22 protein-coding genes, 2 tRNA genes, 1 pseudogene and 1 riboswitch are annotated in these 22,483 nt (G+C 29.6%); of the genes and pseudogenes, 14 read left to right on the top strand and 11 right to left on the bottom strand.

What is annotated here, in order from left to right; translation table 11 throughout:
• Positions 1 to 8: 8 nt before the first annotated feature.
• Entirely contained in the window at positions 9 to 2,273 is a 2,265-nt protein-coding gene (locus HGPB_RS01530; protein WP_342626102.1) for a heavy metal translocating P-type ATPase, read from the top strand.
• A 63-nt stretch (positions 2,274 to 2,336) separates the two neighbouring features.
• Positions 2,337 to 3,677, top strand: coding sequence for a butyryl-CoA:acetate CoA-transferase (locus HGPB_RS01525; RefSeq protein WP_019131911.1), 1,341 nt, complete (start codon positions 2,337 to 2,339; stop codon positions 3,675 to 3,677).
• 54 nt (positions 3,678 to 3,731) lie between these two features.
• Here the strand turns inward: HGPB_RS01525 and HGPB_RS01520 are convergent, their stop codons facing one another.
• The 5 genes from HGPB_RS01520 to HGPB_RS01500 all read right to left on the bottom strand — a co-directional run bounded on the left by HGPB_RS01520 (position 3,732) and on the right by HGPB_RS01500 (position 8,446).
• On the bottom strand, positions 3,732 to 4,556 hold the full coding sequence (locus HGPB_RS01520) for a MetQ/NlpA family ABC transporter substrate-binding protein (protein ID WP_019131910.1): 825 nt from the start codon (positions 4,554 to 4,556) through the stop codon (positions 3,732 to 3,734).
• Between the two features lie 11 nt (positions 4,557 to 4,567).
• Positions 4,568 to 5,218: a methionine ABC transporter permease gene (locus tag HGPB_RS01515; protein ID WP_019131909.1), complete on the bottom strand. Its 651-nt coding sequence runs from the start codon at positions 5,216 to 5,218 to the stop codon at positions 4,568 to 4,570.
• The gene (locus tag HGPB_RS01510) at positions 5,211 to 6,218 is read right to left on the bottom strand and encodes a methionine ABC transporter ATP-binding protein (protein ID WP_019131908.1); all 1,008 of its coding nucleotides are present in this window, start codon (positions 6,216 to 6,218) and stop codon (positions 5,211 to 5,213) included. Before HGPB_RS01510 ends, HGPB_RS01515 begins: the two co-directional genes overlap by 8 nt.
• A 55-nt stretch (positions 6,219 to 6,273) precedes the next feature.
• A riboswitch (SAM riboswitch) is annotated at positions 6,274 to 6,366 on the bottom strand.
• 90 nt (positions 6,367 to 6,456) lie between these two features.
• Entirely contained in the window at positions 6,457 to 7,083 is a 627-nt protein-coding gene (locus tag HGPB_RS01505) for a PepSY domain-containing protein (protein WP_019131907.1), read from the bottom strand.
• A 46-nt stretch (positions 7,084 to 7,129) separates the two neighbouring features.
• Positions 7,130 to 8,446: an aspartate kinase gene (locus HGPB_RS01500; protein WP_019131906.1), complete on the bottom strand. Its 1,317-nt coding sequence runs from the start codon at positions 8,444 to 8,446 to the stop codon at positions 7,130 to 7,132.
• Positions 8,447 to 8,595: 149 nt separating this feature from the next.
• On the opposite strand from HGPB_RS01500, the gene HGPB_RS01495 reads away from it, so the two are divergent.
• Together HGPB_RS01495 and HGPB_RS01490 are read left to right on the top strand one after the other, a co-directional pair.
• Positions 8,596 to 8,671 (top strand) — tRNA-Lys (locus tag HGPB_RS01495).
• A gap of 328 nt (positions 8,672 to 8,999) precedes the next feature.
• Entirely contained in the window at positions 9,000 to 9,650 is a 651-nt protein-coding gene (locus tag HGPB_RS01490; RefSeq protein WP_019131905.1) for a hypothetical protein, read from the top strand.
• Between the two features lie 164 nt (positions 9,651 to 9,814).
• Here the strand turns inward: HGPB_RS01490 and HGPB_RS01485 are convergent, their stop codons facing one another.
• Positions 9,815 to 11,026, bottom strand: a complete 1,212-nt coding sequence (locus tag HGPB_RS01485) for a pyridoxal phosphate-dependent aminotransferase (RefSeq protein WP_019131904.1) — start codon at positions 11,024 to 11,026, stop codon at positions 9,815 to 9,817.
• A gap of 229 nt (positions 11,027 to 11,255) precedes the next feature.
• On the opposite strand from HGPB_RS01485, the gene HGPB_RS01480 reads away from it, so the two are divergent.
• Complete coding sequence (locus HGPB_RS01480) at positions 11,256 to 11,789, top strand: HutD family protein (protein WP_019131903.1); 534 nt, start codon at positions 11,256 to 11,258, stop codon at positions 11,787 to 11,789.
• A 52-nt stretch (positions 11,790 to 11,841) separates the two neighbouring features.
• Here HGPB_RS01480 and HGPB_RS01475 read toward each other — a convergent pair whose 3' ends face one another.
• The gene (locus HGPB_RS01475) at positions 11,842 to 12,078 is read right to left on the bottom strand and encodes a glutathione S-transferase N-terminal domain-containing protein (protein WP_019131902.1); all 237 of its coding nucleotides are present in this window, start codon (positions 12,076 to 12,078) and stop codon (positions 11,842 to 11,844) included.
• A 10-nt stretch (positions 12,079 to 12,088) separates the two neighbouring features.
• Positions 12,089 to 12,322: pseudogene (locus HGPB_RS08545) on the bottom strand (glutaredoxin family protein).
• Between the two features lie 102 nt (positions 12,323 to 12,424).
• Between HGPB_RS08545 and HGPB_RS01470 the strand changes: the two are divergent.
• The 7 genes from HGPB_RS01470 (at position 12,425) to HGPB_RS01440 (ending at position 19,364) form a co-directional block, all read left to right on the top strand.
• Positions 12,425 to 12,898, top strand: a complete 474-nt coding sequence (locus tag HGPB_RS01470) for a hypothetical protein (RefSeq protein ID WP_019131901.1) — start codon at positions 12,425 to 12,427, stop codon at positions 12,896 to 12,898.
• Between the two features lie 25 nt (positions 12,899 to 12,923).
• Positions 12,924 to 13,691, top strand: a complete 768-nt coding sequence (locus HGPB_RS08750) for an alpha/beta fold hydrolase (protein ID WP_019131900.1) — start codon at positions 12,924 to 12,926, stop codon at positions 13,689 to 13,691.
• Positions 13,692 to 13,700: 9 nt separating this feature from the next.
• Positions 13,701 to 15,236 (top strand): UDP-N-acetylmuramoyl-tripeptide--D-alanyl-D-alanine ligase, encoded by a 1,536-nt coding sequence (locus HGPB_RS01460; protein WP_019131899.1) that lies wholly within the window; start codon positions 13,701 to 13,703, stop codon positions 15,234 to 15,236.
• Between the two features lie 9 nt (positions 15,237 to 15,245).
• Positions 15,246 to 16,427, top strand: coding sequence for a D-alanine--D-alanine ligase family protein (locus HGPB_RS01455; RefSeq protein WP_019131898.1), 1,182 nt, complete (start codon positions 15,246 to 15,248; stop codon positions 16,425 to 16,427).
• On the top strand, positions 16,424 to 18,502 hold the full coding sequence (gene rnr, locus HGPB_RS01450; protein ID WP_019131897.1) for a ribonuclease R: 2,079 nt from the start codon (positions 16,424 to 16,426) through the stop codon (positions 18,500 to 18,502). The genes HGPB_RS01455 and rnr overlap by 4 nt, the downstream gene beginning before the upstream one ends.
• 8 nt (positions 18,503 to 18,510) lie before the next feature.
• Complete coding sequence (gene smpB / locus HGPB_RS01445; protein WP_019131896.1) at positions 18,511 to 18,972, top strand: SsrA-binding protein SmpB; 462 nt, start codon at positions 18,511 to 18,513, stop codon at positions 18,970 to 18,972.
• Positions 18,973 to 19,097: 125 nt separating this feature from the next.
• Positions 19,098 to 19,364: a Veg family protein gene (locus tag HGPB_RS01440; RefSeq protein WP_019131895.1), complete on the top strand. Its 267-nt coding sequence runs from the start codon at positions 19,098 to 19,100 to the stop codon at positions 19,362 to 19,364.
• Positions 19,365 to 19,396: 32 nt separating this feature from the next.
• Here the strand turns inward: HGPB_RS01440 and HGPB_RS01435 are convergent, their stop codons facing one another.
• The gene (locus tag HGPB_RS01435; RefSeq protein ID WP_019131894.1) at positions 19,397 to 20,011 is read right to left on the bottom strand and encodes an HAD family hydrolase; all 615 of its coding nucleotides are present in this window, start codon (positions 20,009 to 20,011) and stop codon (positions 19,397 to 19,399) included.
• A 66-nt stretch (positions 20,012 to 20,077) separates the two neighbouring features.
• On the opposite strand from HGPB_RS01435, the gene HGPB_RS01430 reads away from it, so the two are divergent.
• Entirely contained in the window at positions 20,078 to 21,124 is a 1,047-nt protein-coding gene (locus HGPB_RS01430) for a DNA polymerase IV (RefSeq protein WP_019131893.1), read from the top strand.
• Here HGPB_RS01430 and HGPB_RS01425 read toward each other — a convergent pair.
• Together HGPB_RS01425 and HGPB_RS01420 are read right to left on the bottom strand one after the other, a co-directional pair.
• Positions 21,121 to 21,633: an adenine phosphoribosyltransferase gene (locus tag HGPB_RS01425; RefSeq protein ID WP_019131892.1), complete on the bottom strand. Its 513-nt coding sequence runs from the start codon at positions 21,631 to 21,633 to the stop codon at positions 21,121 to 21,123. The two genes, HGPB_RS01430 and HGPB_RS01425, sit on opposite strands and share 4 nt — an antisense overlap.
• A 16-nt stretch (positions 21,634 to 21,649) precedes the next feature.
• Positions 21,650 to 22,057 (bottom strand): hypothetical protein, encoded by a 408-nt coding sequence (locus HGPB_RS01420; RefSeq protein ID WP_019131891.1) that lies wholly within the window; start codon positions 22,055 to 22,057, stop codon positions 21,650 to 21,652.
• Between the two features lie 173 nt (positions 22,058 to 22,230).
• Between HGPB_RS01420 and HGPB_RS01415 the strand changes: the two genes are divergently transcribed.
• Positions 22,231 to 22,314, top strand: a tRNA-Leu gene (locus HGPB_RS01415).
• Positions 22,315 to 22,483 lie beyond the last annotated feature (169 nt).

Here is a 22,483-nt window from a genome sequence, read left to right as displayed (position 1 = left end):
AGGCGGTTATCATCAAAGAAAATTATAATATCAAAGGCATGACTTGTTCTGCTTGTCAAAATGCAGTTGAAAAAGCAGTTAAAAAACTAGATGTAAATGATGTAAATGTAAATCTTTTAACAAACAGCATGAAGGTTGATTATGACAAGGATAAGCTTAGTGAAAAAGAAATCATTGCAGCAGTAAAAGATGCAGGATATTCTGCCAGCCTTGCTGATGAGAAAAGTAATTCAAAAAAACCAAGCCTTGAAGAAATATATGACGAAGAATTAGAAAATAAGAAAAAGAGATTAAAATATTCGGCTGTATTTATGATAATTTTATTTTATATAGCCATGGGTCCCATGCTTGGCTTACCAGAAATAGGGTTTTTAGCAGGAAAAGAAAATTTGTTAATACTGGCGCTGACTCAAATGTTTCTAACAATTCCAATAATGATAATTAATAGGGAATTTTTTGTAAATGGATTCAGATCACTTTTTAAATTTATGCCAAATATGGATTCCTTAATTGCAATTGGATCATCTGCAGCCTTTGTCTATGGAGTCTATGTTATTTATAAATTAGCCTATGGCTTATCACATAATGATCCAAGCGTGTTAGAACATTTTGCCCACGATTTATACTTTGAATCAGCAGGCATGATTTTGGTTTTAATAACTCTTGGAAAATATTTTGAAGCTAAGGCTAAGAGAAGAACAAACGGAGCTATATCAGCTCTTATGGATTTAACACCACAAACTGTAAACATAGAAGTTGATGGGGAAGAAAAAGAAATATCGATTGACAATGTAAAAATTGGCGACATTATCTTAATAAGACCTGGAGAAAATATTCCTGTTGATGGAGAAATTATAGATGGATCGAGCGATGTAGATGAGTCTGCCTTGACTGGAGAAAGTATTCCAGTGGAAAAGAAAGTTGGCGATAAACTTATATCTGCAACAACTAATAAGACTGGATTTATAAAATACAGGGCAGAATCAGACTTAAAAAATTCAACAATTTCAAAAATTATAGAACTTGTTGAAGATGCAAACTCGAGCAAGGCACCAATTGCAAAACTTGCAGATAAAATATCTTCTGTCTTTGTTCCAATAGTAATAACAATTTCTATAATCACTTTTATAGCTTGGATGTTTATAAGAGGGGACTTAGAATTATCTTTAGCAATGGCTATTTCAGTCCTTGTAATTTCTTGTCCATGTGCACTAGGACTTGCAACTCCAGTTTCGATAATGGTTGGAACAGGTCTTGCTGCAAAGCATGGAATATTATTTAAATCAGCAGAATCATTAGAAAATCTTCACCAAGTAGAAAGTGTTTTATTGGATAAAACTGGAACCATAACAAGTGGAGAATTTTCAGTAACTGATATAATTACAGACGAAGTAATTAGTGAAAAAGAACTTTTAGAAATTGCTGCAAGTTTGGAAATAAAATCAGAACATCCTTTGGCAAAATCAATAGTTAAATATGCAAGGGAAAATGAAATTGAAATAAAAGAACCAGAATTTTTTACAAGTCTTTCAGGACTTGGACTGATAGGAAAAATAGATGGAAAATCTTATCTTACAGGAAATAAAAAACTTTTAGATAATGAAGATATAGAAATGAAAAACTTTGAAGAAAAGGCAAAATTATTATCTAAAGATGCAAAAACTCCAATTTATTTTGCAGACGAAAATGGAGTTCTTGGTATAATTGCATTAGCTGATACTGTAAAAGAAGATGCAAAATTAAGCATAGAAGAACTTCATTCTATGGGAAAAGAAGTTATTATGGTAACAGGTGATAATAAGAACACAGCTGAAAGTCTGGCTAAAAAATTAAATATAGATAAAGTTTATGCAGAAGTTTTACCAGAGGGCAAGGAAGAAATTGTAAGTGAAAAAATTAAAGAAGGAAAAAAAGTAGCTTTTGTAGGAGATGGAATAAATGATGCTCCATCACTTGCCAGGGCAGATGTTGGAATAGCAATAGGAGCAGGAACAGATATAGCAATAGAATCAGCCGATGCTGTTTTAATGAAATCTAATATGTCTGATCTAGTAGATGCTTTTAAATTATCAGAAAAAACAATAAAAAATATTAAAGAGAATTTATTTTGGGCATTTTTCTATAATGTAATTGGAATTCCAATTGCAGCTGGTTTATTTTATTCAAGCTTTGATTTAAAATTAAACCCTATGATAGCAGCTTTTGCCATGAGTTTTTCATCAATATTTGTTGTAAGTAATGCTTTAAGATTAAATAGGGTAAAGCTTGACTAGCTAATTAACTTGTTAGTAATATTTATGTTATAATAAACAAAAAGATATTTATAAGGAGATAATATGGACTATAAACAAAAATATCAAGAAAAATTAGTAAGTGCTGATAAGGCAGCTTCACTTGTAAAAAGTGGAGACTTTGTTGATTTTGCTTGGGCAGGACAAACTCCTGTAGCAATTGATAAGGCACTTGCCAAAAGAGCAAAAGAACTTAAAGACGTTGTAGTTAGAGGTGGGGTTTTATTAGCTGAACCTGAAATTTTCAAGGCAGATCCAAATGGAGACGCTTTTATATGGTATTCATGGCACTCAGGTGGAGCTGATAGAAAAAGAATTAATGGAACAGATGCAGGATTCTATGAACCAATTAGATATTCTGAACTACCAAGATATTACAGAGAAAACTGTAAGGTAGATGTTGCTTATATAGCAGCTACACCTATGGACCAACACGGTTATTTTAACTTTGGTCTAAATGCTTCTCACTTAATGGCAGCAATAGAAGTTGCGGATAAGGTTGTAATTGAAGTTAATGAAAAAATGCCAGTAGCACTTGGCGGATTTGAAAACGTAATTCACATTGACCAAGTTGATTATATTGTTGAAGGTGACAATGAAGAAATTCCTGAACTACCAGCAGGATCATTTGGAGATGTTGATAGAAAAGTTGCTGAAATAATTGTAAATGAAATTCCAAACGGAGCTTGTCTACAATTAGGTATAGGTGGAATGCCAAACGCAGTAGGTTCTCTAATAGCAGAATCTGATTTAAAAGACCTTGGCGTTCATACAGAAATGTTTATTGATGCTTTTGTTGATTTATACAATGAAGGAAAAATAACAGGAGCAAAAAAAGAAATTGATAGATTTAGACAAGTTTATGCTTTTGCTGCTGGAACTAAAAAACTATATGACTTTATAGATAACAACCCACAATGTATGTCAGCTCCAGTATCATATACAAACGATGCAAGAATAATTTCTTCAATAGATAATTTTGTATCAATTAATAATGCTGTAAATGTTGACCTACTTGGACAAGTATCATCTGAATCAAGTGGAAGAAAACATATATCAGGAGCGGGTGGACAACTTGACTTTGTTCTAGGTGCTTACCTATCAAGAGGCGGAAAATCATTTATCTGTCTATCATCTAAATTCCACAACAAGAAAACAGGAAAAGATGAATCTAGAATAGTAATGGATTTCCCACAAGGATCAGCAATCACTGCTGCAAGACCTAACACTCACTATATAGTAACTGAATATGGTATCTTTAATTGCAAGGGTAAATCAACTTGGGAAAGAGCAGAAGGTATTATAAATATAGCTGCTCCAGAATTTAGAGATGATTTAATTAAACAAGCAGAAGCAGCTGGTATTTGGAGAAATTCAAATAGATAATATATAAAAATGAGTACAAAAAAAGGAGTTCAATTGAACTCCTTTTTAAATTACTTAAAATGCTGGAATAATAGCTCCATCATATTTTTCTTCAATGAATTTTTTAGAATCTTCAGATTGAAGAACTTCCATTAATTTTTTAAATTTTTCTTGATTTTCTTCACCATTTCTTACAGCAACTAGGTTTGCATATGGTGAATCAATATCTTCAACAACTAAGGCATCAGAGTTTGGATTTAAATCTGCTCCAATAGCATAGTTTGAATTTATAACTGCTGCAGCTGCATCAGTGTAGGTATTTGGAATATTTTGTGCTTCCATTGGTACGATTTTGATATTTTTAGGATTTTCAGCTATATCATTTTCAGTTGAAAGAAGATTAGTGTTGTCTTTTAATTTAATTATACCGATTTTATCAAGTAAAATTAAAGCTCTACCACCATTTGATGGATCGTTAGGGATGATAATTTCATCGCCATCTTTTAATTCACTAACATCTTTAATTTTGTCTGAATATAAAGCTATTGGTTCGATATGAACATTTCCAATTGATACAAGGTCTAGATTATTTTGTTTACAAAATTCATCTAAGTAAGGACCGTGTTGGAAGTAGTTCGCATCTAGGTCTCCAGCTGCTAATTGTTCATTTGGTTGAATATAATCATCAAATGTTACAACTTCAACATCTAAACCAGCTTCTTTAAATTGTTCGCTAAGTCCGTTAATAATTTCTCCATGTGGTACTGGGCTAACCCCAATAACTATTTTGTTGTCTTCTCCTTCTGCTGTTGCTTCGCCAGCTGCTTGATTGTTAGTTGATTTATTACATCCAACTAGGGCAAAGCAAAGTAAAAGAATTGCTAATAAACTTTTCTTCATTTTTCTCCTCCTTATTTTTTATCAACTTTCTTTTCAAGAAAATTGCCTAATAATTGTATTACTTGTACTAGTGCTACAATTATAATTACCGCAATCCACAAAACGTCTGTCCTTTTATAGGTGTAGCCATATCTTACAGCGACTTCTCCTAGTCCTCCGCCACCGATAGCACCAGCCATTGCAGAATAGGCGATAATATTTATTATAACCAAAGTTATGCCATTAATAATTTGAGGCATAGCTTCAGGTATTAACACATTGAAAATTATTTGTTTGTTATTTGATCCCATAGATTTTGCAGCTTCTAAAATTCCATTATCAACTTGAGAAAGATAAGTTTCCATTAATCTTCCAAAAAAAGGAATAGCAGCTACACTAAGAGGAATAACAGTTGCAGCAGTACCATATGATTTTCCTACAATAAATCTCATAACAGGAATCAATATTAACATCAAGATAATAAATGGAACGGATCTTAAAAAGTTAACAATTGAATCAATCACAGAGTAAAGCTTTGGATTTTCTTTTAAACCACCAGGTCTTGTCAAGGTCAATAATATACCAAGAGGCATTCCTAACAGAACTGAAATAAAAGATGAAACAAAAACTAAAATTAAAGTTTGAGGAATAGCAGGTAAAATTATGCTAGCAATTTCATTCATTTTTTACCTCCTCTACTGATACATTTAAGCTTCTTAAATATTCAATTGCATTATCAGTATCGTTTCCGATAAATTCAACGATTAAATAACCAACAGCCTTGTCTTTGATTCTGTTTATATTTCCAGCTATAAGGTTTATATCTACATCAAATTTTTTAATACATTGAGATAAAACAGCCTCCTTATAATTTGAATCTAAGTAGGCCAACCTATAAATAGGATTATCAAAATCTTTTGCAAGGACTTCAGTCTCAGAGTTATTGCTACCAAGATTTTTTATAAAAGACCTAGTCATAGAGTGTTTTGGATTTTTAAAAAGTTCATCAGTTGTGTTTTCTTCTATAATTTTTCCATTTTCCATAACTGCAATCCTATCACAGATATCTTGAGCAACTTCCATTTGGTGTGTGATCATAATTATAGTCATATGATATTTTTCTACAATTTTTTTAAGTAATTCCAAAATTGATTTTGTATTAGCTGGGTCAAGAGCAGATGTGCCCTCGTCGGATAATAAAATTTTAGGATTTGTAGCAATTGCTCTTGCAATAGCGACTCTTTGCTGTTGACCTCCAGATAGTTGAGCAGGGTAGTTGTCTTTTTTATCTTCAAGATCTATAAATTTTAAAAGTTCTTCAACCCTAGCTTTAATTTTATCTTTAGGAGTATCAACAATTTTAAGCGGGTAGGCTATATTGTCATAAACAGTTTTTTGCATAAAAAGATTAAAAGATTGAAAAATCATCCCTATATCTTTTCTGTGTTTTAATAACTCTTCATTATTTAATTCTAGGATTGGAACATCGTCAATAATTATTTCTCCAGATGTTGGTTCTTCAAGCTTATTTATACAACGTACCAAGGTGGATTTTCCAGCACCGGACAAGCCAATAATTCCAAAAACTTCAGCCTTATTAACCTTAAAAGATACATCGTCTATAGCTCTTAGAGTTCCATTATCAGTAGAAAATTCTTTTACTAAATTTTTTACTTCTATCATAGTTCCTCCAATTAATCTTTACATAAAAAAATACTCTCAATAAGAGAGCATAAGCCTCTTATCTCTAGTTAAAACTCAGGAATTAGCACCTTGTAAAACAGGTTGCCGGGTTTCATAGGGCCAGTCCCTCCACCTCTCTTGATAAGATACTAAGATTATATACTTGAAGATAATTATAGTCAAGAAAAAAGAAGACTATTTAGTCTCCTTTGATCTATATCCTATATTTAAATTTTATTTAGATAGCTGTTTCTGTATCAACATCATATTTATATTCTACTTCAGCACCATCAGCATTTTTAAGTTCAATTTCTAATTCGCAAATACCATCATCAAAAGATATACCATATTCATTTACCTTAAAATCATTACCAGAATGATTTACAGCAACTTCTAAAAGTTTTTCAACCTTTAAAATTTGTTCATCACTTAAAAAGAATTTTTCATTTTCACTTTCTTGTGACTCTCTTATGATATCACCAGTTTCAGGATTGATTTCTAATTCATATTCAGTAGTTCCGTCTATCCCAGTAACTTCATATTCAAAAGTATCACTATCAAAACTTATATCTTTTATCTTTGCATTTGGATACTTAGCAAGAAGAACATCAGCAGCTTCTTTAGCTGTTAATTTCACATTAGGATTTGCATATAGAGAATCTGAAGTGTAATCAATGCCAGTATTAGAAGTAACTGCTTTGTCATTTGTAGTTGCTGAAGTATTATTAGTTACATTGCTTTCTACTTTTGTATTATTTTCTGTTTTTTCTGGACTATTGTTAACTGTAGCTGCATTGTCTGCCTTGTTACATGCAGTTAATAAAAGTCCCATAGTTATAACGCCTGTCAATTTCTTAATATTCATAAATCTCCTCCTAAAAAATATATACCCAAAGATAAAGGGTTTTTAATCAATTAATAAAGGCTTTATAAATTACATCAATCGCCTTTTCGTAATAATCTTGGTTAATACCAATAATAATATTTAATTCACTTGACCCTTGAATTATCATTCTTATATTTATATTCGCCTCAGCAAGGGCTGAAAATAGTTTTGCAGATAAACCAACATGGTTTTTCATTCCAGCACCAACAACGGTGATAAGGGCGATATTTGATTCCACAGAAATATCATTTGGACTACAGAAGGTTTTTATTTCGTTAATAATTGTTTCATAATTAGAAGCAAGTTGGTTTTCTTTTACAATCAATGAGATAGAATCGATTGAAGTTGGCATATGTTCAAGCTCAATTCTATTAACTTCCAAAACACTCATTAATTTTCTATAAAAAGATTTATCTTTTTTCATTTGAATTTTTTCAATATTAATAACTGAAAAATGTTTTTTTCCACTAATTCCTGTGATATCTGATGAGTTTTCTTTTTTAGCTGAATCGCTAACAATTAAGGTACCCTTGTCTTGAGGTTTGAAAGTATTTTTAACTTGGATGGTTATTCCATCATTAATCAAGGGAAGTATAGCTTCTTCGTGTAAAACAGAAGCACCAGCATATGAAAGCTCTCTCAATTCACTGTAAGTAATTTTTTCAATTTGTTTTGGATTTTTAACTATTCTCGGATCAGCTGATAAAAAACCAGAAACATCGGTCCAGTTTTCGTATAAGTCAGCCATAACTCCTTTTGAAATAATAGAACCAGTTAAATCAGATCCACCTCTGGAAAAAGTTTTAATCTTTTTATCTAAATTTTCTCCATAAAAGCCAGGGATAACTGCATATTCATGTTTATTTTTCATATCTTCTATAGCTTGGTAGGACTTACTTTCGATAAAATTCCCATCATTATCAAAAAATATTAAATCTCTAGCATCAATAAAATCATAACCAAGAACTTTTGAAAGAATTAAGGCATTAAGATATTCACCCCTACTAGCTATATACTCTCTTGAAACTTTTCCCTTCAATTCATCAGAAAGTTTAGCAAAAAAATCATCTATATCAAGATCAATATTGCATCCATCAATAATTTCTTTATATTTTTTTATAACCTTGTCTAGAGTGTCAGTAAAAGTTATATCATGACTAGCTAGATCGTAAGTTAAATATAATAAATCAGTTACCTTAGTATCTTCATTTTTCTTTTTTCCCGGAGCAGATGCAACAATATATCTTCTAGACTTGTCTTCTTTTATAATATTTGCAACTTGAAGTATAGCTTTTGAACTTGCTAGGGAAGTACCACCAAATTTTGAAACAATTAAACTCATAATTAATAACCTCCATTTCAAAAATTGTAATAAAATTTTAAATTTAAGTCAATACTATGCTAAAGAAGATTAAAATATAAAATTTAAGAAATTTGTAAAATCTATTGACCAAATGAAAAATGAGTTGTAAAATATATTTATTGTAGTTTGCGCCTTTAGCTCAGGTGGTAGAGCAATTGACTCTTAATCAATGGGCCCAGGGTTCGAGTCCCTGAAGGCGCACCAATAAGAACACGTAAGTCTTAGTGATTTACGTGTTTTTTTATTTTGAAATTTGCTTGATTTTATATAATAATTTAAAAATTTGATTTTACTTTAAAATTTAAACTATAAAGATAGCAAAAATAATTAAAGATGAAAAAGTAGTTTAAATAAAATTTATAGGATATTTCTATATAAAGTATTAAAACAAATATACTTGAATATAAATATTTAGTACTATTTGATATAATCAGAAGGTAAGCGGAGAAAATCAAAATTAAATTGTTAATATAAAAAATTAAATGAAAAAATTAAAAAATATAATAAGTAAAATAAAAGAGGAGATTTTAAAATGATTAAAAGCTTAGCTAGGATAAAAAATATAAAAAATATGCATGATTTAATATTAAAAGGAGACTTAGAAGAGTTTAAAAATTTATTAGAAGAAGAAAAAGATAAGGATCTAGATTTAAATACAGTAATTACAATTCATGAAAATGAAGATAATACTCACTTTTATCGAGGAGATTTAGGTAGAAACTGGGAAAAATTATTTAGGGTAAATTGGAACGGAACTAGGTATACTGGAGAAATCAATGATGACTGCATATACAGCCAAACTGTGTATGAAATGCTAACAGGTGAAAATTCTGAAGAGGTTGAAAAAATAATTAATGAAATTTATCCGGATTTTGAAGCTGAAAATAAAAAGAGTATTGTTTTAACTTTAGACGATCTTGTTACAGAAGGTGGATTTTTAAAAGTTACAATGATTGATGAAAGATATTTAATTACTGATGATGAAAAGTACGGCTTTGAAGACTGGCTAAAAACTTTTGAGAACGTAATGTATACAGATATATTACAAGATGAATATAAGATTAAGGCAAGAGATATTTTAGAAGACAGGGAAGTAGAACTTTCAATCAAGGCTAATCAATACGAAAAATATGAAATCTTTAATAGGGATTTAGGATTTGTAAATATGGAATTAGTAAAATAAAAAATTAAAGTCTAAGTCAGATCTTAGACTTCTTTGTGCAATTATATTTAGATTTATCTTATTGGAAAGTTTATAAAAATAGAAATTTATTTAAGTATCAATTTTAAAATCAGAAGAACTAAAAAAAGACCTAGACATCTAGGTCTTTTAATAAATTTTAATTTTTATCTTCTGTATCTTGATAAAATTTCTTCTATTCTCTTAACTCCTTCAATTGCCTTGTTTTTGTCTTGAGAGAAGTTAATTAAGATACTTTTATCGAATTGAGGTCCAAAATCTGTTCCTGGAATTACTACCATATTTGCTAGAACTCTTAAAACTTTTACAAATTCATCCATTTCAATGTCTAGGTTTGGTAGCTTAACAAACATATTTGATCCTGCTTCTGTTGGTCTAAGTCTAACTCCGTCCATTCTGTTGAATTGAACTAATAGGGCATCTCTAATTTCTTGGTGGCTATTAACTCTATATTCTAACCAAGAATCTGGTTCGTTAAACCAAGTATTTAAAACAGCTTGACTGTATCCAGCTGCTCTTAAAGCAACAACATCTTGTAGAGATTCCATCTTATCAATTATTTCTGCAGATCCAAATGCTACTGCTTGAGAAAATCCGTTTAAAGATTCTGTTTTTGATGGACTCATTATTGTTATTATTTTTTCAGGATTTATTTCTTTTCTAGAGCAAATATTTATAAATTCTCTATCATCATAAACTTGTCTACAATATAGTTGGTCAACTATTAAAGTTGCATCATATTCTGCTGCAAGTTGTGCAATTTTACGAATTTCACTTTGTGAGTATACTGCACCTGTTGGGTTGTTAGGGTTTGAGAATACGAAAAGTTTTGCACCATCTTGGAAGGCTTTTTCTAATTGTCTTAAGTCAATTCCTGCATCATTTCCTTCACTGCTTAGGTAATTAAATCCTACAGCAAGAGTTTCTGCACCTAAAAATTCTAAGATTCTTCTATTATCTAGATAATCAGGTTCAATAATTGCTACCTTATCTCCAGGAGAGATCACAGATCCAATACTTAAAAATAAAGCTGCGTGAGTTCCTGGTGTGATTGTTATATTTTTCTTAGGATCTATTTTTGAATTTGTAAAAGCAGAAATTTTTTCTGCCAATCTTTCCCTAACGTATAAATCTCCCTTGTTTGGAGTATAAGCAAATTGTCTACCTTGATTGTAGCCAAAGTTAAATTCTTTTATTGCTCCGGGAATTGGTTCGTGAGCATCAATATTTGCGTGTGAAAAGTCCATATATTCTGCATGAAGACTGCTGCCCCTTATATGCAACTTGTCAATATCAATATTTTCTATATAACGTGATTCTATGTATCCTAGTTTTTTTAAACTTTTATGAAAATCCATGATTACCTCCACAATATTTTTATAACTAACCCTATTATAAACCAAAAGCAAACGATATCAAAATTATATATCAAATAAAGTGAATAATTTAACTTTTTATCTATTATTTTAAAAAATTATATATAAAAGTTAATAAATTTGACTTTAATTCTTGTAAAAGTAGAATAAAGAAATAAATAACTATATAATTAAATTAGAGATTTTAATAAAAATAAAAAGAGGAGATATTATGAAAGTAAAAAATAAGAATGATTTTAAAACATCAACATGGGCTGGAGGAGAAACTGACGAGATTGTTATTTGTCCAGAAGGGGATGATTTTAAAAATAGGAAATTTGACTACAGAATTTCTTCTGCAACTTGTAATCTAGATAGTAGTGAATTTTCTGAATATGGTGGATTTACAAGATTTATAACTCCACTTGATAAAGTTTTAAAATTAAATCATATGGGCAAAAAAATTGACCTTGAACCTTTTGAAGTTTATAAATTTGATGGTAGTGATCAAATGAGTTCTCACAGCAAGGTAAGAGATTTCAATTTAATTGTAAAAAATGGATTAGAAGCAGATTTATACAAGGAAAGTATTGATGGGGAAAAAGAATTTAAAAATGACCATGAAAAAATGTTGATCTTTAATTATGATTCTAATTTAAAGTATGATCAAAATACATTTGAAAATATGAGCCTTATAGAACTTGATAAGGGAGAAAGCATTGTAATCAAAGGACAAGGAAAGCTTTTAATTTCTGTAATAAAATAGAATGTGTGTATAAAATAAGAAAAACTATGCAGTCTCGCATAGTTTTTTCTTTTTATTTATTCTTTTTAAGATAATCAATTATATCATCTGACTCATAAAGAATTTCGCCATCATGAAGTAGGGCAGGGACTTGATTTTTGCCGCCTTTTTCAATCAAAGCTTCTTTATTTTTTTCATCTTTTTTGATATCTAAAAATTCAATATTCTTAATATCATTTTCATCAATAAATTTTAATACCTTTTGACAAAAAGGACATTCAGGGAAAAAATATAAACTTAAATTTTTCATTTAAAACTCCTTATTTATTTTCTTTTAAATATTTTATTATATCGTCTGATTCATATAGGGGATTTTCATCAATGAACAAACAAGGCACTTGCCTTTTTCCACCCTTTTCGACTAAATAATTTCTAGCTTCCTTGTCAGTATCAATATTTACTATTTCAACATCTTTAATATCATTTTAATCTATAAAATTTTCTACTTTTTTGCAAAAAGGACAAACTGTTCCTACAAATAATTTTTTTTCCACAAAATCACCTCTTCAAAAAATTCATACCCTAGCTAGATAATCATTAATCATTTAAAAATAGCTGATTTTTTGATATAATAACTCCGTATCAGAGGTGATATTATGAGCCTATTTAATGATTTTTTAGATAATTTAAAAGATTTAAGAGAAAATCTTGATCTTGTTAGCAAAAAATTAGAAGATAATTCTAAACAAATTCAAAGTCAAGCGAAGATAAAGTTTGAAATTGCATCTGAAAAAAGAAGTCTAGAAAAAATTTATCAAGCTCTTGGAAAAGAAGTTTATGATGCAAATAAAGATAATAATAATGATCAAATAGATTTTGAAGAATATATCAAACAAATTGATATAAGTATAGCTAGGCTAGAATCTTTAAAAATAAAATTAGACGATTTTAACAATTCAGTTAACTATCCGGACAATAATCAATACACACAAAAAGCAGGACCTGATTTTGAAAATAGTAAAGCTCAAGAAAAAGAGTCTTCTATAACTATAAACGAAGACCAACTCATCAGAGATAAGTCTTATTCAGATTTTAAGAAAGAAAAAGATTTAGAAAAAGGTGAGGATTAATATTTATAGAAAGGCTTAAATTATAATGCAAAGGAAGAAAATTAATATTTTTGATAGTGATATATCTTATATAGAAGAGGGAGAGGGAAGCCCACTCGTAATTTTGCATGGCTGGGGAGCTTACATTGAAACAGTTATGCCAATGGTAAACTTTTTAAAAGAAAATTATAAAGTTTATGCATATGATGCCCCTGGATTTGGACAAAGTGATGATCCGAAGAAAGTTTTATCAACAAAAGATTATAGTGATTATCTATTAGAATTTTTGAAGAAAAAAAATATAGATAAGGGCACTTTTATAGGACATTCTTTCGGAGGAAAAACTCTAACTATATTTGCTGCAGAACATCCCGAATTTGTTGATAAATTAATACTTGTTGATGCTTCTGGAGTTCTTCCAAAAAGAGGAATAGATTATTATTTTAAGGTATATTCTTTTAAATTTTTAAAATTTATTTACACTAAATTAAATATTTTCAAGAATAAAGAAGACAGGATAAAAGACTTTTACTCACGTTTTGGTTCAGATGACTACAAGGATTCACAAGGAATTATGAGAAAAACTTTTGTAAAAGTTGTTAATGAGTCAACTCTTGATTATTTTCCAAAAATAAAGGCAGAAACTCTTCTTATCTGGGGAGAAAACGACCAAGACACTCCTGTTTATATGGCAGAAGTGTTTGAAAAAGAAATTAAGGGCAGTGGTTTAGTTATATTAAAAGGCGCAGGCCATTATAGTTATTTAGATGATTTTTACACTTTTTCAAAAGTTGTAAATTCTTTTTTAAGTTAGGAGTTAGTTATGTTTTTTTATGTTTTTATTGTTTTAATTGCAGGAATTTGCTTTTATCTTTCTTCAAAACATACTGAATATCCTTTAAATATGCTGCAACTTTCTGAATATAAAAATTCAGAATATGCTGATTGGATAAAGCTTAATTCAGATAAAGTAAATAGACTTGTCTATAAAGAAAATCAGGAGCAAAAAACTCCGCTTGTTTGGACAGATAGGGTAAAAAGGCTTAAGAAAAAGCATGATCTTGTAAATATTATTTTTATAGTTCTTGGTCTAGGTTTTAGCTATTTAGTTTATATTTTAACCTACAGCAAACTAAGCACTTTAAGCGTTTTTATAGTTTTTTCTATTTGTATATACTTCTTTCAATATAGGATTCTTTTACTTTCAAATAAATTAGCCTTAAAGAAAGAACTTGAAATTAACCATGGATTTTATACTCAAGCACAGGCAAAAATTAAAGATTATAAAGAAAACCATGGACTTAAGGTTTTAGGAATTACAGGATCTTTTGGAAAGACATCTGTTAAATTTATTTCAAATACAGTTTTAGCAGAAGCCTTGAGGGTAAAAAACACACCTTCTTCTTATAATACACCAATGGGTCTTTCCAAGGTTATAAATAATGAATTAAGAGAAGATGCAGAAGTTTTTATAGCAGAACTTGGAGCCTATAAACCAGGAGAAATTGAAGAAGTTGCAAGATTAGTCCAACCAAATATTGGAATAATTACAGCAATTGGTCCAACTCATATGCAAATTTATAAGACAATAGAAAATATTATGAAGACTAAATATGAGTTAATAGAAGCACTTCCGGATGATGGAGTTGCTATATTTAATTATGACAATCAATATGTAAAAAAATTATCCGATAAGACAGTAAGACTTAAGAAAATTAATTACGGAATAGAAAACATAGAAAAATTAGATGTATATGCTAAAGATATCAATGTTACTACAAGCGGCTCAAGCTTTACTTTAGGAATAAAAGGACTTGGAGAGATAGCTTGTAAAACAATTTTACTTGGCAAGCACAACATTTCAAATCTTTTAGCATCAGCTTCAGCAGCTTATAGTTTGGGAATGAGCCTTGAAGAAATTTCAAGAGGAGTAGAGAAAGTTGAAGCAGTTGAACACAGACTTCAATTAATAGATCCAAAGACAGGAATATTAGTAATAGATGATGCTTACAATTCAAACCCAGTTGGTTTTAGGGCAGCTTTAGATGTTCTAGCTGAATTTAAAGAACAAAGAAAATTTATTATAACTCCAGGCATGGTTGAACTAGGAGCTTTGGAAAAAGAAGAAAATTATAAGATTGGTAAAGAAATAGCAAAAGTTTGTGACTATGTATTTTTAGTTGGAATCAATAGGACAAAACCTATTTATGAAGGCTTAAAAGATGCAGGATATGACATGGATAAAGTTTACCAATTTGTAAATTTAAAGGCAGCAACAGATGAACTTGCAAAAATAAACAGGCCTAATGATATATTATTATTTGAAAATGATCTTCCTGATAATTACAGTGAAGAGTAGGGGGAAATTATGGAAAATGTAGCAGTAGTTTTTGGTGGTAGGAGCGTTGAACACGAAGTTTCTATAATAACAGGCATGCAAATTATGGAAAATATGGATAAAAGCAAATATAATCCAATTCCTTTATATATTACAAAAGAGGGAAGATTTTTATCAGGAGATGCTTTAAAAAATATTGCCAACTTTAAACATAAAAATTTTGATGAAGCAGTAGAAGTATTTTTTAAAGGATTTGCAAATGACCACAATTTATATACCATAAGTTCAAAAAAAGCTTCATTTTTAGGACCAAAAGTTGAACAAGTTGAAGTTTATAAAAATATCGACATAGTATTTCCAGCCCTACACGGAACAAACGGGGAAGATGGAGTTTTTCAAGGACTTCTTGAAATGATTTCAATTCCATATGTTGGTTGTGGAGTTATGAGTGCAGCTGCTGGAATGGATAAACTGACTATGAAAAAAGTATTTTCAGCAAATGGAATAAGGATGACAGACTACTTTGGTTTTTATAGAAGTAATTGGCCAGCTAAAAAAGATAGCATAATAAAAGAAGCAGAAAAAATTGGCTACAATTTATTTGTAAAACCTGCAAATTTAGGTTCTTCAGTTGGCATATCCAGAGTAGAAAACAGGGAAGAATTAATTGAAGCGATTGAACTTGCAATTAAATACGATGCGAAAATAATTATTGAAAAGGCAGTAGAAAATCCAAGAGAAATAAATATAGCAGTAATGGGAGAAGAAGATGATCTTATAGTTTCTCCTTGCGAAGAACCACTTGGCTGGACAGGCCTTTTAAAATACGAAGATAAATATATACAAGGATCTAAATCTTCAGGAAAAGCTGGAATGAAAGGACAAAGTAGAGCCTTACCTGCTGATTTAAAAGATGAAGTGCAAAAAGAAATTGAAGAGCTTGCAAAAAAAGCTTTTAATGCAATCGATGCTGTTGGCGATGCAAGAATAGACTTTTTATTGGATGAAGATACAGTATATGTAAATGAAATAAATACTCTTCCAGGATCAATAGCATTTTATCTATGGGAAGAAAAGGGAATAGATTTTACAGAATTAATATCAAGACTAATAGATTTAGCTAAGTCTAAATATGCTAGAAGAAAAGAAAACTTGACTACATATGATGTTGATTTATTAAATATGACAAATTATGGGGCGAAAATACAATGATAAAGGAAAAAATCCTAGATGCACTTAAAAACAGAGCACCGATGAAAAAAGAGGCGATAGCAAAACTATTTGAGATAAAGAATAAAGAAAAACATGATTTTTATAAAATTCTAGACAAATTGGTAGATGAGGAAAAACTTTACCTTGTAAAAGATAAATATGTGCTTGTAGATAATGAAAAATATAGACGTGGAATCTTACAAGGCAATGAAAAAGGTTTTGGATTTTTACTTCAAGATGGCGAAGATGTATTTATAGCAAAGAAAAATATAAATGGAGCCTTAAATGGAGATGAAGTCCTAGTAAAGATAAACAAAGAATCCAAGGGCGATAGCATAGAAGGAAAAATTGTAGAAATCTTAAAAAGAGCAAATGAAACAATTGTTGGAACCTATCAAAAAAGCAAAAAATTTGGATTTGTTTTACCAGATGAAAGCAAAATTGCTTTTGATGTATTTATAAAAAATTCGGATTCCTTGGATGCAAAAGATGGACAAAAAGTTTTGGTTAAAATTAAAAAGTGGCCAGAAAAAGATAAAAATCCTGAAGGTGAGATAATAAGTGTATTTGGCTATCCAAAAGAAAAGGGAGTTGATATTTTAAGTATAGCGGCTGCCATGAATTTGGAAATGGAATTTAGCCAAGAAGCTTTAGACCTAGCAAAAAAATTGCCAGATAAGGTTTCTGAAGAAGAAATAGTAAACAGATTAGACTTAAGAGATAAGACTACATTTACAATTGATGGAGAAGATTCAAAAGACTTTGATGATGCTGTTTCAATAGAAAAATTAGAAAATGGAAATTATTTACTTGGAGTCCATATAGCAGATGTAGCTCACTATGTAAAAAATGGTGATGAGATTGATAAGGAAGCCTTTAAAAGAGGTAATTCAGTTTATTTAATAGATAAGGTTATACCGATGCTTCCAGTTGAATTATCAAATGGAATTTGCTCTCTTAACGAAGGTGAGGATAGACTATGTCTTTCAGTCCTTATGGAAATAAATAAAAATGGTAGTGTAAAAGACCACAAAATTGTTGAAACTGTTATAAATTCTAATAAAAGGTTAGTGTATAAAAATGTTTCTGATTTCATCGAAGATGGAAGAGTTGATGAAAGCGTAAAAGGCTTAGAAGAAGATTTAAAACTTATGGACGAGCTTGCAGAAATATTGAGAAAGAAAAGGCATGACAGAGGATCAATAGATTTTGATTTTCCAGAAAGCAAAATTACAGTAGATGAAAATGGCAGACCTATAAATGTAGAAGTTGCAGAAAGAAGAATTGCAAATAAAATAATTGAAGAATTTATGATTATATCAAATGAAGTCGTTTCAGAACAATTCTACTGGATGCACCTTCCGTTTTTATACAGGATTCATGAAGAACCATCAGAAGAAAAAATAGAAGCTTTAAATGCTGTTATTAGACACTTAGGACTCAAACTTTCAACTCAAAACCTTAGCTCAAGAGATGTTCAAAAATTAATAGAAGAAGTTAAGGGAAAAGATGAAGAAATTTTTGTTTCAGGTCTAGTTTTAAGAAGCATGAAAAAAGCAAAATATTCTGAAAATAATTATATCCACTTTGGACTAGCATCAAAATATTATTCACACTTTACAGCCCCAATAAGAAGATATTCAGACATAAGCATCCATAGGGTAATAAAAGACTATTTAAGCAATAGTTTGGGACAAAAGAAAATAAAATACTATGAAGCTATGATGCCAGTGATAGCAGATAGGACATCAAAAACTGAAATCCAAGCAATGGAAGCAGAAAGACAAGTTGAATCTGTAAAGTTTGCAGAATATATGGAATCAAAAATTGGAGAAGAATACAAGGGAGTTATCTCTAGTATCACAAGTTTTGGTATTTTTGTGCAATTGGCAAATACAATTGAAGGATTTGTTTCATATTCTTCGTTAAATGATTTTTATACTTTTAATGAAGATTTATATGAGGCTCAGGCACAAGATAGCAATAAGACTTTCCATATTGGGGATAAAGTTAAGATTAGGGTAGTTGCAGCAGATAGTATTAAGGGCAATATAGATTTTGAAATAATAGAATAGGTGATTAAGTGGCTCAAAAATCAAATAATCTTGCAACAAATAGAAAAGCAAGACATGATTATTTTATAGAAGACACGATAGAAGCAGGAATTGAATTAAAGGGTACAGAAGTTAAATCAATAAGAAAAGGAAAATCCAATATATCTGATGCCTATGTTGATATAGATGGTGGAGAAGTGTTTATAAATAATATGCATGTTTCTCCATACGAACAGGGAAATATACACAACATGGATCCTCTTAGAAAAAGAAAACTTCTCTTACACAGAGAAGAAATAAGAAGACTTGAAAGGGTTGTGACTTTAAAAGGTTATACTTTAATTCCTTTAAACTTATATCTTTCAAGGGGGAGGGTTAAAGTCCAACTTGCAACAGCAAGAGGTAAAAAATTATACGACAAAAGAGATACCCTTGCTAAAAAAGATGCTAATAGGAAAATTGAACAAGCACTAAAACAAAAATATATATAAAAAAATAAAAAATTTAAAAATTCTATTGACAATCTCAAAGCTAGATAGTAAAATTATCGGTTGACAATTTTAGAATTCTATACTATAATATTAATTAGTTTTATACTAGTATAGGAGAGATGTCCATGGATCAAATGTTGCAGATAAAGAATAAGTTGGAAAAGAATTTAGGAAAGAGAGTAATTGTCAAAGCCAATAAAGGTAGAAAAAAATTTGTTACTAGAAAAGGTATTTTAAAATCTGTTTATCCTAGTATTTTTTCTGTTGATGTTGAAAATGGCGATGAATTAACTACATCTACTTACACATATTCAGACGTACTGACCCACAATGTAAAAATCACAATATTAGATGATGAAGTAGAATTTGAGGACATTAAAAATTTAGCATGATTAAAAATAGAGAGTGAAAACTCTCTTTTTTTTTATTGCCAATATAAATTTGTATATCCAGAAACTTTCTTTCTAGAATTTATTAAAAATCTATTTTTTACAAGTTCAAGCATGGGTCTATCATGATTGTAAGAATCAGAAAAAGCGAGTGAGTTTTCATAGTCGATTTCTATATTTTCTTCCTCTAGATGTTCTTTTATCCTCTTAACTTTTAAATTATGTTTATTATTTCCATCCAAAATATTGCAATAGATATCTAACTTGGTTCCTATAATCTTATCAAAATCTAAATACTTATTAAAATATTTAAGATAATTTATTGGAGATGCAGAAACAAGCATTTTATAATCAACTTCTAAATTTGATAAGAATTCAAGGCCATCTTTTAGCATATGGTTTTTGTATACATAATCCACAAATTCTTCTAGGTCTTCTTCTGAAAAATGATGAAAAATTTGACATACACTTGATTTAAAATCATCAAAATTAAATTTTTTCAGGTAATTTATTCCGCCAGATAAAATCATTTTGTAATAATAAGTTTTACTTATCATATTCTTGTCCATGGCAAACTTCCATAGTAAAATTATTGTATCTTGGTCAGTTAAAGTTTTATCAAAATCAAAGAATGCAATTTTTTTAATCATCGTCCACCTCGGATTAATTATATCAAATAATAAAAACAATGATAAGCTTATAATAGGGTGATACTTATGAAGAGAAATATAATTCATATAGATATTGACGCCTTCTATGCATCGGTAGAAGAAGTGGAAAATGAAAACTTAAGAGGGAAACCTGTCGCTGTTGGTGGAGTGAGTGATAGGTCAATAATAGCAACTGTAAACTACAAGGCAAGAAGATACAATCTTCATTCAGCCATGCCAATTTTTATGGCAAAAAGCTTGTGCCCAGACTTAATAATAGTAAAGTCTGATATGAAAAAATACAGAAAAAAATCAAGAGAAATTTTTTCTTTAATTAAATCTTATTGCAAAAATATAGAAAAAGTATCTATTGATGAATGTTATTTGGATATTAGCGATAAAAAAGATCCTGTTGGATTTGCCTATATGCTTAAAAAGAAAATTCATGAAAAGTTTGGATTAACAGTTAGTATTGGTTTGTCCTACAATAAATTTCTTGCAAAACTTGCAAGTGATTGGAGAAAACCAGACGGATTTATGATAATTTCAGAAGCTGATATGCCAGACATTTTATATAATTTAGATATAAAAAAGATAAAGGGAATCGGAGAAAAATCTCAAGCTAAACTTAGAAATATTGGAATAAATAAGGTTGAAGATTTAATAAAATTAGATGAGGAATTTTTAGTTGATATGTTTGGGAAGATGGGTTCTGAAATCTATTTAAGGATAAGAGGAATAGATAATAGACCTGTTGAAACAAAAAGAATCAGAAAAAGCATGGGAGTTGAGAGAACTTTTCTCGATACAAATGATGAAGAGCTTTTAAAAAGTTATTTGGATAATTATAGTAAGGAACTTGCTGCAGACTTAGAAAAAGAGAACAGAGCCTTTAAAACTTTGACCTTAAAGATGAAAGATTCAGAATTTAAAATTAGAACTTTTTCCAAATCATTTTTAAACCCGATAAAAAGTTACCAAGATATCTACAAACATAGCATAGAAATATTTGAAAAAAATTATAATAAAAAAAAGCTAAGACTTATGGGTATATCTGCATCAAACCTTGTTGATTTTGATATTTTCCAGCTCAGCTTCAAAGATCTTTATTAATATTTAATTATTGATTTAACATCATAATCCTTAATTTTCTCCCTACCCTTAAGATCTACAAGTTCAATTAAAAAATCAAGTCCAACAACATTTCCACCAAGCTTTTCAATAAGATCAATAGCAACACTTGATGTGCCGCCAGTTGCAAGAAGGTCATCCACAATTAAAACATTTTGACCTTTTTTGATTGCATCCTTGTGAATTTCTATTACATCTTGACCATATTCAAGATCATAGCTAGCAGATATCTTATCTGAAGGAAGTTTTCCTTTTTTTCTAATTGGAACAAAACCACAATTTAATTTATAGGCAACAGGAGCACCAACTATAAAACCTCTGGCTTCTATTCCAACAACAATATCAATTTTACTATCTTTTCTTAAATCTGCCATTTGATCTATGGCTTCCTTAAAATAATCGTCTTCTCTTAGAAGAGTTGTTATATCCCTGAAAATAATTCCTTCAGCGGGATAATCTTCAATGTTTCTAATTTTTTTTGATAAATCCATAATTCCTCCATAAAACTTAAGTTCTTACTTGAAATTTGTGTTTGCATTTATTGCAATTAATCATAATTTTGCCTTTTCTTCTTGGAGCTCTTAACTCTTGATTGCAATTAGGGCATTTAAAATATTTATATTCTCTATCACTTATATTTTTATAAAATCTTCTAAAAGGTCTTGTAAAGTCTTTAGTTAAAGCTTCAAACTTTTGATTTTCAGCATATCTTTTAGGAATATTTTTTGAAAATAGTCTATGATAAAGAAGAATTATTAAAACATAATTAATAGTTGAAAACTTATTTGGTATGAAATTTGTAATAATTAAAATATTAAATAAAATCGATAATATAAGTATGAACTTTGTTAAACTATCTAAACCGTATTGGGATCCGTAGCGTCCATACATAAATTTGAGAAATTTTTCTTTCATACAATCACCAAATCAATTATATCATTTAAAAGCTTTTTATAAAATAAAAAAAACTATTGTAAAAAATGTAAAACTAATGTATAATGATTTTGTTGTCAAGTTATGAAAAAAATAAATAAAAAAATTCTTGACAAATAAAAATATAACAAGTATAATTATCTTGTTAACTGTTTGCGGGAGTGGCGGAATTGGCAGACGCGCTAGACTTAGGATCTAGTTCCTTTGGAGTGGGGGTTCAAGTCCTCTTTCCCGCACCATTTATATCCACACAGTCCAACATTTTGAGTTGGACTGTTATTTTTTTATCTTTATATATTATTTTATCAATAAAGGTTTTTAAAATAATATATTGAGTTGGATAATGGTTTTTTATTTTGCAAACTATTTTAATTTATGTTTAGATATAAAAAATCCTGTACAAGAGAG

It is taken from the genome of Peptoniphilus obesi ph1 (assembly GCF_000311865.1).
GTDB classification, from domain to species: Bacteria; Bacillota; Clostridia; order Tissierellales; family Peptoniphilaceae; genus Peptoniphilus_E; species Peptoniphilus_E obesi.
This window is presented reverse-complemented; position numbering and strand designations above follow the sequence as displayed.